Here is a 12939-nt window from a genome sequence, read left to right as displayed (position 1 = left end):
ACGGCGTTAGAGTTTCAAGGAAAAAGAAATGAAAATTCAACGCGACGCCGTGGTGGCCAGGGCGCTCGAGCTGCTGGACGAAGTGGGTATCGAGGGCTTGACCATGCGTCGCCTGGCCGACGCGATGAGCATCAAGGCCGCTTCGTTGTACTGGCATTTTGCGAACAAGCAGGCTTTGCTCGATGGCATGGCCGACGTGCTGATCGAAGACGTGGCAAGGAACGTCGATGGGGATGCTGGCTGGGAATCGCGGCTGCGCCAGGTGGCGGCGCAAATGCGCGCGGCTTTATCCGCCCGCCGCGATGGCGTGCGCGTCTTTGGCGGCACCTATGTGATATCGGAAAACGTGTTTCGCGTCGCCGAAGCTTTAATCGGCCCCATGCGTGCAGCTGGGGCATCGGAGAAACTGGCCAGCTGGAGCGCATTTACGCTGCTATATTATGTGCTCGGTTTTGTCATGGAAGCGCAAGGCACGGGACCGGGAAGCGCTGCCATGAATGCCTTATCGAACCGGCGTGCCGATTTTGCCGCCATGGCGGCCGACCGTTATCCACACGTGCTCGCTTCTATGGATGCCATTTTTAATGCGGAAATCGACGATCGTTTTAATGCGGGACTTGATTTGATTATGATCGGTTTGCAGGAAAAAATTAAAATGAATCAAGGTATATATAGTTAATCCATCGGGCATCTGGATACCGTTATTGTCGAATATATTCAAATACATTCATTCTTTCCCGCATATTTTACTGTTGCCTTGTCCACCTTGTAGTAAGCACTCACATTGACCTCCCTCATCGGCACCATTGCGAATCGTGCCGTGGCCTGTCCTGCCATGCCGGCTACAGCCGGCATGGCCCGCACGGGTCCGCGGCCGCACACGTGTTGCGCAAATACCCGCCATGGACGTACAACGCTAATTATCAGTTTATTCATGCTAAGATCTGGCGCATGATAGCCCAAGCCCTGTTTACTCCCGCCCAGCAGAAACTGCTGGGCTTGCTCTTTGTCCGCGTGAATGAAGGCTTTCACTTGAACGAGATCATGCGCTTGACGGGGCTGGGCAGCGCGTCGGCGCAGCGGGAACTGCGCCGGCTGCATGAGTCCGGCCTGATCACGTCGGAGCGGATCGGCAATGTGCGGCGCTTCTGGCCCAACAAGGAAAGCCTCGTGTATCCGGAGTTGAGCGGACTGGTGCAGAAAACCTTTGGCATCGTCGGCGTCCTCAGTGGCACCCTGGCGCCCTTGCGCGCCCAGTTGCACCTGGCATTCGTGTCGGGCGCCACGGCGAAGGGACAGGACCTGCCTGGCAGCGCCATCGATTTGTTGCTGGTGGGCGAAGAAGCCAACTATGGCGACCTGTTAACGGGATTGGCCCCGGCCGAGCGAACCTTAAGGCGTAAAATCAATCCCAATCTCTATACGCTGGCCGATTATCGCCGGCGGTTGCGGGAAGGCCAGCCATTTCTGCTGCAGGTATTACAGCAGCCGAAGTTGTTTGTCATCGGTGATGAATCGCTATTGCATGCGCTGGCATTGCCAGATTCTTCAATGCAGGCGAATGGCATGCCATCTATATTCTAAAGGCCGGGTCTGGCATTCGATTTCAGATACATGAAATTGATGGCTAGAAAAATATCTGAGGCGGATTGATCGTATGATGAATAAACTGCAGGCTTTCGGTTTAATTGTTTCCCAGGCAGTGCGGGGAGAATTAAGCTTCCCCACGAGTGTTAATTCCGCGTTGCAATTGCAATTGGCATTGGCGGAGCCAGACTGCCATATCGACCACGCGATCAAACTGGTACTGGCCGAGCCCCTGCTGGCGGCGCGCACCGTGGCCTTGGCCAATTCGGCCGTGTACAGCCGCGGCGATGCGGCGCCCGTGACCAGCGTGCGCGCGGCCGTCATGCGCATGGGTTACCGTAACCTGTACGCGCTGGTGGCGGCCATGGTGGTGCGCCAGTTCGGCAGCAAGATCATCGATCCCATCCTGCGCCAGAAGGCGACGCAGCTGTGGGAGCACACTGCCCACGTGGCGGCGCTGGCGCACGTGCTGGCCCGCCGCGTGACGCACATCGATGCCGATACGGCGCTGTTCGCCGGTATCGTGCATGAGGTGGGTGGTTTTTATCTTTTGTCGCGCGCCGATGAGTTTCCCGGCTTGCTCGATGACGATGCCGATCACTGGATGGAATCGGCCGAGGAAATCATTTCGCGCGAAGTCATGAAGAAGCTGCTGATTCCGCAAGCCGTCAGCGAAGCCATCGAAGGCTTGCGCGATGGCTTGCTGTCCATCCCGCCCGATTCCCTGCTCGATACCTTGTTGTTGGCCAAGCAATTGTCGCCCGTACCGTCGCCGTTGCAGGCGACATACGTGGAAATGCTCACGCCCTCCGATTCCGTCATCGATTTCATTATCGATAACGAGACCTTGCAAAGCATCCTGGCCGAATCGGCTGAGGAAGTGCGGTCGATGAGCGCGGCGCTGCTGGTGTAGCCGGCAACGCCAGCGGCAAAAAAACGGCAGCCCGTTCAGGAGCTGCCGTTTTGTTTTCAGGCGCCGCCGTTTACTTCTGCTGCGCGATCCAGCGATCGACCTTGGCTTCCAGCAGTTTCAGGGGCAGGGTGCCGTCGCCGAGTACCACTTCGTGGAATTTCGGCAAGCTGAACTTGTCGCCCAACGCCTGCTGGGCGCGCTGGCGCAGTTCGACGATTTTCAGCGAGCCGATCTTGTAGCCCAGGGCCTGGCCTGGCCACGCCATGTAGCGTTCCGTTTCGCTTTTCGCCACGGCGTCATAGCCGAGAGTGTCGCGCATGTACTTGATGGTCTGCTCGCGCGTCCAGCCCTTGGTGTGCAAGCCCGTGTCGACCACCAGGCGCACGGCGCGCAGCATCTCGTCGTTCAAATGGCCGAAATACTGGGCCGGATCGTCGAACAGGCCCATTTCCTTGCCCAGCGTTTCCGCATACAGGGCCCAGCCTTCCGTGAAGGCATTGTTGCCGCCGAAACGGCGGAAGTTTGGCAAAGCCATCTCTTGCACCAGCGCTAGGTGGAAATGGTGGCCCGGCTTGCCTTCGTGCAGGAACAGGGTGGTCATGCCCGTATCGCCATACAGTTTCGGATCCGTGACGACGGACCAGAATACGCCAGGGCGCGAACCGTCGGCGGCCGGTGCCGTGTAGTGGTCGGCGGCCGTGTCGCGGCTCAGTTCAGGTTCCAGGCGCAAGTCCAGCGGCGCTTTCGGCACCAGGGTGAACAGGGCGGGCAATTTGCTGTCGAGCAGCACGTTCAGCTTGCGGTAGACGTCGAGCACTTCCTGTTCCGTCTTGAACGGGCGGAATTTCTCCTGCTGCGACACCCAAACGGGCAAGCCGGCGGCCGGGCCGTTGTAGCCCATCTTCGGGCCGACGATCGCATATTGTTCCTGGATGCGCGCCACTTCGCGCAAGCCGATGGCATGGATCTGCTCCGGCTTCAAGTCCGTGGTGGTGCTGCCGGCCACGCGCGCCTGGTACCAGGCGGCGCCATCGGGCAGGGCGCTCCAGCCGCTGCTCGTGCGGCTGGCCAGCAGGTAATCGCGTTCCATGAAGGTGGCCAGGCGCTGCAGGGCCGGCATCAGCTTGGTCGCGATGATGGCGGTGTAGGTTTGCGTCAGGCGTGCCTTGTCGGCCGCCGAAAAGCCGGCGGGCAAGTTTTTTATGGGCGTGTAATACACGCTGTCCTGCGGAGTGGCGCTGACGAGCTTCTTGAATTGCGGCAGGGCCGATTCCGTCAGCGCCTTCGGCAGCACGATGCCCTTTTGCATGCCGACTTGCATGTTGGCGATGGCCTGGTCTATCCAGCCCGGCAACTGGCTGATACGGCTCAGGTAAGCGTCATACTCCTTGACAGTGGTCAAAGGCTGCGATGCTTCGCCGCCCGCATAATTGGCCAGGGTGACGGGCATGCTGTCCATCTGGTTCAAAGGCAGCAGGTATTCCGGGAAGCGCTCGAAGCTCAGCGCCGTCGCCAGTTCATAGTCGAGGATATCGTAGTTGATCTGGTCCTGGTGCGACAGCTGCGCGCGGGCGATGCTGCGCAGGGTCTTTTGGTACTGGCGGTACAGCGCAAATTGTTTGGCGCGCGCGGCGGGCACGATGGCTGAACCGATCTGGTCGTCAAAACGGTTGTCGCCGCTCTCGGTGGCATTGATCGGCTCGAAACGGGCCAGCGCATCGTAGTACTGGTCGGCCAGCACTTGCAGCTGCTGCTTCGCCTTGGGCGCACTGACGGCTGGTGCAGCGGCCGCCTGGGCAGCAGGCTGGGCCGCTTGCGCCATGGGCGCATGGGCGAGCAACAGGGAAATGGCCAGGGTGCCGAGGGTGCCGGCGGCAAAACGATGCTTCATGCGCGATGTCCTTTGTAAGGAGGGAATGAACGGAGGCGTTGTGGGTCGGGGTGGCCGGTCGCGAAGGAGCAGCCGGGGCGTAAGCATACGCCATTGCCCGGTGCGTTTGGATAAATTGTGCGGGAGAAACGTTGCTATTTTGCCGTAGGCGGCAGGGCCGCTTTCATGGCGTGCCAGTGGCTGCTGGTCAAGGGCAGGCAGACGGGGCAGGGCGTGGCGGCGATCAGGCTGCGGAGCTGTTGCGCGCGTGCCGCCGTTTGCGGGTGCGAGGAAATCCATCCGGGCACCTTGGCCTGCTCCTTGTCATCGAGCTTCTGGAAAAAGCGCAGCATGCCGTCGGGACGGATTTGCGCGCGCTGCAAGGCAAGCAAACCCAGACGATCCGCCTCCTCTTCCATGTCGCGGCTGAAATACAGGGTACCGGCCTGGTGCGCCAGCATGGCGGCCACGGCGCTGATATCGCCGATGGTCAGGCCCACCAGGGCGCCCCAGCCCAGGCTGCTGATCATTTGCCGCAGCGAATGGCGCTGCTCCACGTGCTGCACTTCATGCGCGAGCACGCCAGCCAGTTCGCCCGGATCCCCCGCCTGGCGCAGCAAGCCCGTATGCACGACGATGATGCCGCCCGGCATGGCAAACGCGTTGACCGTGTCGTCCTGCTTGACCAGCCAGCGGTACTGGTAGCGCGAACCGGCCGTTAGCTTGCCGCCGATGTCCTGCACCGTCTGCTGCGCCGCACCATTTTCGGCGATGCCGCCTTGCGCGCGCACTTGCGCCAGGGCAAGTTCGCCCAGCTGCTTCTCTGTCGACAACGGTATCAGTCCCGCCAGCGCGCCGATGGCGTTGCCACCTTGCCACCACAGCAGGGCCGCCGCGACGATGGCCGCGCCCGTCAAACCGGCCAGCCAGCCCGACACTTGCCGCCGGTTGCGCTGGCGTTCGCCCCACAGGCGCTGCAATTGCGGCTGCAGCGCCGCCGGTGCTTCTTTTAATACGATGGCGATGTCGTCCGCTGTCAGCGGCTTGAGCGACGCTTGCCGGCCTTGGCCGTCGAGCCAGTTCAGGAACAGTTCCGGCCCGTCGACACCGCCCACGCTGACGACCAGCTGGGCTACTTCGATACCGTGGCCGGGCGCGTCGATGGCCAACTGGCTGCCGAAGAAGTGCGCGCTGACGGGCATGCCCGCCGGGCCGCCCTCGGGGCCGCTCAGCAGTGCCTGGAAGGGCGTCATGCGGCGGCCTCGGCAAAGCGGCTTTCGTACAGGGCCGCCATCAGGTCGGACTGGCTGATGATGCCGGCCAGGCGCTGTTCATCGTCGAGGACGGGAATGTGGTGATAGCCGGCGTCGGCCATCAGGGGCACCAGGTCGATGATGGGCGTGCCCAGGCGGGCCGTATGCGGCGACGCCGTCATCAGCTGTCCCACCACCTCCGGCTTGTCGCTGTGGGACAGGCCGCTGCGCTGCAGCAAGCCGCGCAGGCGCTGGCGCATGCCCTGATAATCGTCGAGGCCGCCATGGTGCAGGAAATCCGTCTGCGTGATGATGCCGATGACGCGGCGCGCCCGGTTGACAACGGGCAGGGCGCCTACATCGTGCTCGCGCATGGTGCGCCAGGCAACATCGAGCGGCGTGCCGAACTCCACGCTGAGCACATCCTTCGACATGATGTCGGCACAGGTGACGACGCCGAAGCGGCGCTGGTAGGCACGCATTTCCGTTTGCAGGAAGATCGCCTGCAAATCGTCGCGGCTGATGTCGAGCACTTCGCTGTGCTGGCGCAAGACGGCATCGAGGTCGTCCGGCGAAAAGCCCAGGCGGTTGCTGGGCACGTCATCCCGGGTGGCGTGCGGATGCGGTGCCACCAGTTGCTGGACGTGCGGGTAACGGCGCCCCGTCAGGTTGTTGTACAGCACGGCGCAAGCTACCAGCACGGCGGAATTGAACAGCACGGTGATGAAGACGAATTCAAAGCCGGCCGCATGCACGCTGGCGCCCCCGACCACCGTGGTGAGCGCCACGGCCCCGCCCGGCGGATGCAGACAGCGCAGGGCAAACATGGCGCCGATCGCCAGGCAGGCGGCCAGGGCCGCCACGCCCACGCCAGATCCCAGCCATTTGACGCAAGCCATGCCGACCAGGCCGGAGACGACGTTGCCGCCGACTACGGACCACGGTTGCGCCAGCGGGCTGGCCGGCAGGCAGAACAGCAGCACGGCCGAGGCGCCCATGGGCGCGATCAGGTAGACACTGGCGCTGTCGGGGGCCAGCAGGAAATGGCAGATGAGTCCAGTGAGCAACAGGCCGCAGATGGCGCCCGCGCAGGCGCGCAATTGTTCGCGGCGGCTGCCGTTGTTTGGTTGCGGCAGCCAGCGTGCCAGGAAAGAAGTCGTCATGGGGAGGGCGCGTTCGGGCCGCGTTGCTCTGTGTGAGCCCGATATTATCCCATGCGTTCCATTTCGCTGCCTGCGGGCATTAATCCCCGGCGCAGACGGCCTGCAAGCCGTGCCGCGCCAGCAGCGCCCTGGCGGCTGCGATGGTGGACGGCGCCGGCTTGCTGCTGGCGCAGGCATAGATGTCATTGAGGACCGTCGCCGCATCTTTGCCCGTGACGGCGGCCATCAGCTCGGCCAGGTTACGGTCGGAAAAGTGTTCATACAGCAGGGCCAGCACGGCGAAATACGCCGTGTCTGGCATGCCGCCGGGATAGCCGCTGCGCAGCATGCGCGCGGCGCCGGACAGCGTTGGGGGCAGGGTATCTGGCATGCTCAAGCGGCTTCTCCTGGGTGGTGCTCTGATACGTGCTTATATGTTTTCCGCATAAGCACAGTGCAATTAAATGGTGGATATTTCCTACAAGCAGGCATATTCTAGCCAATCACGCCCGCTGGCAGCTGTTCAGCTGGCTTCACGATTTTATTCAGGAGCCCCGCATGCGCCTTTCCCGTTTCGTTTCCCTTCTCTTTGCCAGCCTGCTGCTTGCCGGTACCGCCATTGCCGCCGCCCCAACGCCAGCCAACCCGGTCGCCACGCCGCATCTGCCCTATAACGCGGCGGCCGACGCCAAGGCCGACGTGGCCCGCGCGCTGGCCGAGGCCAAGGCGGCGCACGTGCCTGTCTTGCTGATCTTTGGCGCCAACTGGTGCGAAGATTGCCGAGCGCTCGACAAGGCATTGAAGGAAGGCAAGAACGCCCAGTTGATGCAACAGCAGTTCAAGGTCGTCAAGGTTGACGTGGGTAACTTCGACCATAACCTGGATGTGGCGCAAGCCTATGGCAATCCGCTCAAGAAAGGCATTCCGGCCGCCGTGCTCGTATCGAGCGACAACAACCAGGTGCTGTACGCCACCAAGGGCGGCGAACTGGCGAACGCGCGCCGCATGAGCGAGAGCGGCATTTATGATTTCTTCAAGCAAGCGGCCAGCGTCAAGTCGCCTGCCATTTAATTGCCTTAGAATTCTTCCCACTCAGTGCCGGCCGCTGCCTTGCGACTGGGGGCAGGGGCGGGCTTGGCCGGCGCCGCAGGTTTGGCCGCAAGCCTGACCATGGGCCGGGCTGGCTTGCCAGGGGCCGCTGGCGCCGGGCGCGGTGCGGCCGCGTGGCCTGACTCGTCCAGTGTGAATACGCTGACCACCAGCGCCAGTTTGCCGGCCTGATCCTGCAAGGATTGCGCGGCGGCCGCCGCTTCTTCCACGAGTGCCGCATTTTGCTGGGTTGCGTCATCCATCTGCGTGACCGTGGCATTGACTTGCGCGATGCCCTGGCTCTGCTCCTGGCTGGCTGAGGCGATTTCTCCCATCAGGTCGGCGACTCTTTGAACAGAGACGACGATGTCCTGCATGGTGGCGCCGGCCGAGTCGACCAGCTTGCTGCCGGCTTCCACCTTGCTGCCCGAGTCGACGATCAAGTCCTTGATTTCCTTGGCCGCCTGGCTTGACCGTTGTGCCAGGTTGCGTACTTCTGTGGCTACCACGGCAAAGCCGCGGCCCTGCTCTCCCGCGCGGGCCGCCTCGACCGCCGCGTTCAGGGCGAGAATATTGGTTTGAAAGGCAATGCCGTCGATCACGCCGATAATGTCCGCGATCTTGCGCGAACTTTCCGTAATCTCGCTCATCGTCTGCACTACTTGACCGACCACATCGCCACCCTTGACGGCGTGGCTCGAGGCCGACACCACCAGCTGATTCGCCTGGTGCGCGTTGTCCGCGTTCTGTTTCACGGTCGACGTCAGTTCTTCCATGGCCGCCGCCGTTTCTTCCAGGCTCGATGCCTGGGCTTCTGTGCGGGCCGACAGGTCCAGGTTGCCCGATGCGATCTGGCTCGATGCGCTGGCAATAGCCTCGGTACTGTCGCGAACTTCGCGTATCGTCACGTTCAGCGACGCGACGAAACGGTTGAAGGCGGCGGCCAGCGCACCGACCTCGTCTTCCGATTCGACGGGCATGCGGCGGCTCAGGTCGCCGTTCCCGCTGGCAATCTCGCTGAGCATGTCGGCCGCCCGTGCGACGGGGGCGGCGATGGCGCGGCTGATGACATAAATGATGAGCAGGGCGATGCCGCCACCGACCAGTCCGGCGATCAGGGCGGCAAGCAGGGCCGAGCGCGTGACATTGCCCAGCACTTCCGCTTCCGGCACTTCGGCCATCACGTACAAATTCAATTCCGGCACGAATGAGGCGGCCACAAGCTGCTTGCCGCTGGGCGCCGCATAGCTGGCATACGTGTATTTGTTGCCTGTCAGCAGAGTCTTGCTCAGTGCTTCATTGAAGCCGGGCAAGTCCCTCACCTGATGCTTGCCGTCGGCCAAGGCTGGGTCGCGGTGGATCAGCAGGCTGCCATCGGCACGCACCAGGTAGACATGGCCGGTCTGGCCGACCTTGTAGCTGCGGATGGTCTCGGCCATGGCATCGACGCTCAAGCCCATGCCTGCAATGACGGCCTTGCCACCGGCCGTCTGGCCCCGCGCATTCAGGAACAGCATGAAGCTGCCCGAGGCTGGATCGCGGTCCAGATTGATCGTGTGCTGTTTGTTTTCGTCGAGCATGCTGAAAAACCAGTGATCGGCTGGCTGTTGCTTGTCCAGCGTGCGGATCAGGCCCGCATCGGTCATGTACCGGGACGCAGTTTGCGAACTCCAGCTGACGACGGCCGCCTTGTTTTTTTCCTTGATCATCTTCGCGTAGCGCTGAAAAGTGGCCAAGCCGCTGTCCGCCAGGTCCGCGTCTTCCCAGTCCTGCAGAAAGACATCATTGGCCATCGTTTGCACCACCGATAACGGTTGGCTGATCTGGCGCAGCACATCGTTGCGGATTTCTCCCACCTGGGCCGGCAGTTCCTGGCCGACGACGCGCTCGCGCACGTAATCGCTGCTCATGCGCACGCTGAGGAACGATGAAATGCCCATGAAAAGCAGCAGGCACAAACCCATGCTGAACATCAGTTTCTTTTGAATGGAGAGGTGGCGAAGCAGATGCATGGACGACCCTGGGAATGGGCCCGCGCGACCGGCAGAGGTTGCTAGAAAGGCACGGGCAAGTGCGCAGTATAGCGACGGATAAGGGCAATATAGTGGAGGTATGCCGTATTTAATGTGGTTGTGTTGCTGTGTGGCAACGATTGTAAGGTGTTAACATGCGTGCTTTTCATGTACACCGGCACGGGGTGGAAAAACGTTCAGGCAGGTAAGCCGTGGGCGATCAATTCCAGCGGCAATTCCGTGCTGCACTTGATTTGTTCCATGGAAAAAGCGGACGACACGCCCGTCAGCTGCACGGCCTTGATGAGCTTTTTATAGAAGGTGTCATATCCCTTGATATCGGTGGTGACGACTTTCAGCAGATAGTCGATGTCGCCGCTCATGCGGTGAAATTCCTGTACCTCGGGCAAGACGATCACGGCGGCAGCGAAGCGGCGCAGCCATTTTTCGTCATGCTGGCCCGTGCGCACGCTGACGAAGACGGTCACGGGCAGCCCCACTTTTTGCCGGTTGACGATGGCCACGCGGCTTTCGATATACCCCTCTTCCTCCAGCCGTTTCACGCGTTTCCAGCACGGCGTGCTGGACAACCCTATTTTCTCGCTGAGGGAGGCGATCGACAGGGTACCGTCCTGCTGCAGGGCGGCGAGGATGGCGCAGTCGAATTTGTCGAGCGAGACGTTTGGTGAATTCATTTTGGTATTCCGGTTTTTATGGCATGAACATGCTGCATAGTACCGTGTTTGCAGTGTCTTTTGGCATATCTTCACGGGGGTGGGCCGGTAAACTATCGATGTGTTCCAGCCGCTTGTGCGGTGCCCTTTTAACTGCGCCCTTTTTATCCAATACTCGGACTGCCATCATGAAAGAAATTTACCTCGACAGCAACGCCACCACTTGCGTGCTGCCTGCCGCCGTTGCCGCCGCCCGGCAAGCGATGGAGCAGGGCTATGGCAATCCCAGCAGCACCCACGCCACGGGATTGCAGGCCAAGGCCATGATGGATGGCGTGCGCCGGCGCGCCGGCGGCCTGCTGGGCGTGGGCGACGGCCGTCTGATGTTCAATAGCGGCGCCACCGAGGGCATCCAGACGGCGGTGCTGTCGGCTCTGTGTGCGCTGCGCGAACGGCGCGACGCGGGCAAGCACATCGGCAGCTTGCTGCTGTATGGCGCGACCGAGCACAAGGCCGTGCCGGAAAGCCTGGCGCACTGGAACCGGCTCTTGGGCCTGAACCTGGAAGTGCGCAAGCTGCCCGTCGATGCGCAGGGGCGCCACGACTTGCAGGCGCTCGATGCGCTGATCGGCGACACGGCCATGCTGTGCACGATGGCGGCCAACAATGAAACGGGCGTCATCAGCGATTTGTCCGCCATCGCGCAGCTGCTGCAGGAACGCGGTGCCGATGCCTACTGGATGGTCGATTGCGTGCAGGCGCTGGGCAAGCTGAAACTGAACCTGGCCGCCACGCGCATCGATTACGCGCCATTCTCCGGCCACAAGCTGTATGCGCCTAAGGGCATCGGCATGCTGTACGTGCGCGCCGGCGCGCCGTTTACTCCACTGATGATGGGCGGCGGCCAGGAAGCGGGCCTGCGCTCGGGCACGGAAAACATGGCCGGCATCGCCGCGCTGGGCGCCGTGCTGGCCGCGCTGGACGATGGCAAGACCTTCCGCAGCCACGCCGACCTGGGCGCTTTCCGCGAGCAGCTGGTGGCCAGCCTGGAACGTGCTTTCCCCGGCATCGTGTTCAATATGCCGTTGGACCTGTCGCTGCCGACGACGCTCAATTTTTCCGTGCCGGGCCTGTCCTCGAAAGAGCTGCTGGACCTGTTCGACGCGGCGCGCGTGCGCGTCAGCTCGGGCAGCGCCTGTTCCGCCGCCAAGGCGCTGCCCAGCTATGTGCTGGAAGCGATGCATGTGCCGCAATGGCGCGCGAGTTCCGCCATCCGCTTGTCGTTCGGCCCGCTGATCGATGCGGCGACGGTTAGCGCCGCCTGCGCGCGCATCGAGCACTGCGGCGAAGCGCTGCGCAGCAGCTGTCTGCTGCCATCGGCGCTGGCGCCATCGCCGCAGGACGGCGCGCAGGACGGCGTAATCCAGCTGAGCGTCGACGGCCAGTGCACCTGGCTGCTCAGCGACGCCGCCAGCGCCAGTTGCGTCGTCATCGATCCCGCCGCCGCGCTCGTGCCGCGCCTGGCCGCCTTCATCCGCTGCCAGCACCTGGCCCTGCGCGCCATCGTGCACACGACGGCCCCTGGCGACCATGGCGCCGCGCGCCTGGCGCTGCTGCAGGAACTGGAGATCGAGCAAGTGGGCCGCGTCGATATCGATGGCGAACTGCCGCTGGGCCAGCAGCGCCTGCGCCGCATCGAGTGCGGCGAAACCCATGTGTATCTGCTGGAGCAGCGCTTCGCCTTTGTCGGCGCACTGGCGCCGCACGCCATTGCGGCCCTGCTGGAGGCCGGCCTCGTGACGCCGGACACCGTGCTGTGTGCATCAAGCGATGACAACAGCGTCTGCAGTACCGTGCGCGCCGTGCGCGATGGCGTGACTCCCGCCGCCGAACTGCAACTGGATGCGGCTGGCTTGCCGGCCTTTCTGCGCCAGCATCCGGACGCCATCCTCGTCGACGTGCGCGAGGCGTATGAACATGCGGCTTGCGCCGGAACCGTGTTCGAGGGCTGCGCCGTGCACAGCGTACCGCTGAGCCGCCTGGCGGGACAGGTCGGCGCGTGGCTGCGGGAGCCACAGCGTCCGCTGGTGTTTTTCTGCCGCAGCGGCAACCGTAGTGCGCGCGCCGCGGCCTGCCTGCGCCGCCTGGGTCATGGCGCGGCGTGGCAACTCAGCGGCGGCATGGCGATGGCGGACGCGCCGCACCGCCCGCTGGATATTGCGGCCTGAGCCGAGATAAAGTTTCATCCTTGAAATCTTGCCCCGTATCATCATTGGTGCGGGGCAATACATTCGTTTCCTTGCGGCATTTTTATACCTGCCAGCCTGCTCATTTCTTGGCCGACATGTCGCCAAAGCGCCAGCTATGTACGCTAGCGCACGGTCTTGCCCGCGTCGCCC

Annotated in this window: 11 protein-coding genes; 5 read left to right on the top strand and 6 right to left on the bottom strand. The window is 62.7% G+C overall.

Features of this window, described 5'->3' with window-relative positions; genetic code table 11:
- Positions 1-28: 28 nt before the first annotated feature.
- From AC07X6_RS05860 to AC07X6_RS05850, 3 genes are all read left to right on the top strand, one after another.
- On the top strand, positions 29-679 hold the full coding sequence (locus AC07X6_RS05860) for a TetR/AcrR family transcriptional regulator C-terminal domain-containing protein (protein ID WP_268994090.1): 651 nt from the start codon (positions 29-31) through the stop codon (positions 677-679).
- Positions 680-882: 203 nt separating this feature from the next.
- Positions 883-1584 (top strand): ArsR family transcriptional regulator, encoded by a 702-nt coding sequence (locus AC07X6_RS05855; protein ID WP_230542351.1) that lies wholly within the window; start codon positions 883-885, stop codon positions 1582-1584.
- 76 nt (positions 1585-1660) lie between these two features.
- A complete protein-coding gene (locus AC07X6_RS05850; RefSeq protein WP_230542357.1) occupies positions 1661-2500 on the top strand; it encodes an HDOD domain-containing protein in 840 nt (279 codons plus the stop codon).
- Between the two features lie 70 nt (positions 2501-2570).
- Here AC07X6_RS05850 and AC07X6_RS05845 read toward each other — a convergent pair whose 3' ends face one another.
- The 4 genes from AC07X6_RS05845 to AC07X6_RS05830 all read right to left on the bottom strand — a co-directional run bounded on the left by AC07X6_RS05845 (position 2571) and on the right by AC07X6_RS05830 (position 7156).
- A complete protein-coding gene (locus AC07X6_RS05845) occupies positions 2571-4391 on the bottom strand; it encodes a DUF885 domain-containing protein (protein ID WP_494790361.1) in 1821 nt (606 codons plus the stop codon).
- A gap of 134 nt (positions 4392-4525) precedes the next feature.
- Entirely contained in the window at positions 4526-5623 is a 1098-nt protein-coding gene (locus AC07X6_RS05840; RefSeq protein ID WP_494790360.1) for a M48 family metallopeptidase, read from the bottom strand.
- Entirely contained in the window at positions 5620-6786 is a 1167-nt protein-coding gene (locus AC07X6_RS05835; protein ID WP_494790359.1) for an HPP family protein, read from the bottom strand. Before AC07X6_RS05835 ends, AC07X6_RS05840 begins: the two co-directional genes overlap by 4 nt.
- Positions 6787-6865: 79 nt before the next feature.
- Positions 6866-7156 carry a DUF3349 domain-containing protein gene (locus AC07X6_RS05830; protein WP_494790368.1) on the bottom strand — a complete coding sequence of 97 codons (291 nt, stop codon included), beginning with the start codon at positions 7154-7156 and terminating at the stop codon, positions 6866-6868.
- Positions 7157-7323: 167 nt separating this feature from the next.
- On the opposite strand from AC07X6_RS05830, the gene AC07X6_RS05825 reads away from it, so the two are divergent.
- Positions 7324-7836 carry a thioredoxin family protein gene (locus AC07X6_RS05825; protein ID WP_494790358.1) on the top strand — a complete coding sequence of 171 codons (513 nt, stop codon included), beginning with the start codon at positions 7324-7326 and terminating at the stop codon, positions 7834-7836.
- A gap of 5 nt (positions 7837-7841) precedes the next feature.
- Here AC07X6_RS05825 and AC07X6_RS05820 read toward each other — a convergent pair whose 3' ends face one another.
- Both AC07X6_RS05820 and AC07X6_RS05815 read right to left on the bottom strand, forming a co-directional pair.
- Positions 7842-9866, bottom strand: coding sequence for a methyl-accepting chemotaxis protein (locus AC07X6_RS05820; RefSeq protein ID WP_494790357.1), 2025 nt, complete (start codon positions 9864-9866; stop codon positions 7842-7844).
- Between the two features lie 197 nt (positions 9867-10063).
- Positions 10064-10561: an Lrp/AsnC family transcriptional regulator gene (locus AC07X6_RS05815; RefSeq protein WP_230542345.1), complete on the bottom strand. Its 498-nt coding sequence runs from the start codon at positions 10559-10561 to the stop codon at positions 10064-10066.
- 167 nt (positions 10562-10728) lie between these two features.
- On the opposite strand from AC07X6_RS05815, the gene AC07X6_RS05810 reads away from it, so the two are divergent.
- Positions 10729-12768 carry an aminotransferase class V-fold PLP-dependent enzyme gene (locus AC07X6_RS05810; RefSeq protein WP_494790356.1) on the top strand — a complete coding sequence of 680 codons (2040 nt, stop codon included), beginning with the start codon at positions 10729-10731 and terminating at the stop codon, positions 12766-12768.
- Positions 12769-12939 lie beyond the last annotated feature (171 nt).

The sequence above is a fragment of the Janthinobacterium sp. GW460-12-1-14-LB5 genome (assembly GCF_059423585.1).
This window is presented reverse-complemented; position numbering and strand designations above follow the sequence as displayed.

Coding starts and splice junctions, on each gene's coding strand:
- AC07X6_RS05860 (WP_268994090.1), top strand. CDS start 29: ATGAAAATTCAACGCGACGCCGTGGTGGCCAGGGCGCTCGAGCTGCTG.
- AC07X6_RS05850 (WP_230542357.1), top strand. CDS start 1,661: ATGAATAAACTGCAGGCTTTCGGTTTAATTGTTTCCCAGGCAGTGCGG.
- AC07X6_RS05845 (WP_494790361.1), bottom strand. CDS start 4,391: ATGAAGCATCGTTTTGCCGCCGGCACCCTCGGCACCCTGGCCATTTCC.
- AC07X6_RS05840 (WP_494790360.1), bottom strand. CDS start 5,623: ATGACGCCCTTCCAGGCACTGCTGAGCGGCCCCGAGGGCGGCCCGGCG.
- AC07X6_RS05835 (WP_494790359.1), bottom strand. CDS start 6,786: ATGACGACTTCTTTCCTGGCACGCTGGCTGCCGCAACCAAACAACGGC.
- AC07X6_RS05830 (WP_494790368.1), bottom strand. CDS start 7,156: ATGCCAGATACCCTGCCCCCAACGCTGTCCGGCGCCGCGCGCATGCTG.
- AC07X6_RS05825 (WP_494790358.1), top strand. CDS start 7,324: ATGCGCCTTTCCCGTTTCGTTTCCCTTCTCTTTGCCAGCCTGCTGCTT.
- AC07X6_RS05820 (WP_494790357.1), bottom strand. CDS start 9,866: ATGCATCTGCTTCGCCACCTCTCCATTCAAAAGAAACTGATGTTCAGC.
- AC07X6_RS05815 (WP_230542345.1), bottom strand. CDS start 10,561: ATGAATTCACCAAACGTCTCGCTCGACAAATTCGACTGCGCCATCCTC.
- AC07X6_RS05810 (WP_494790356.1), top strand. CDS start 10,729: ATGAAAGAAATTTACCTCGACAGCAACGCCACCACTTGCGTGCTGCCT.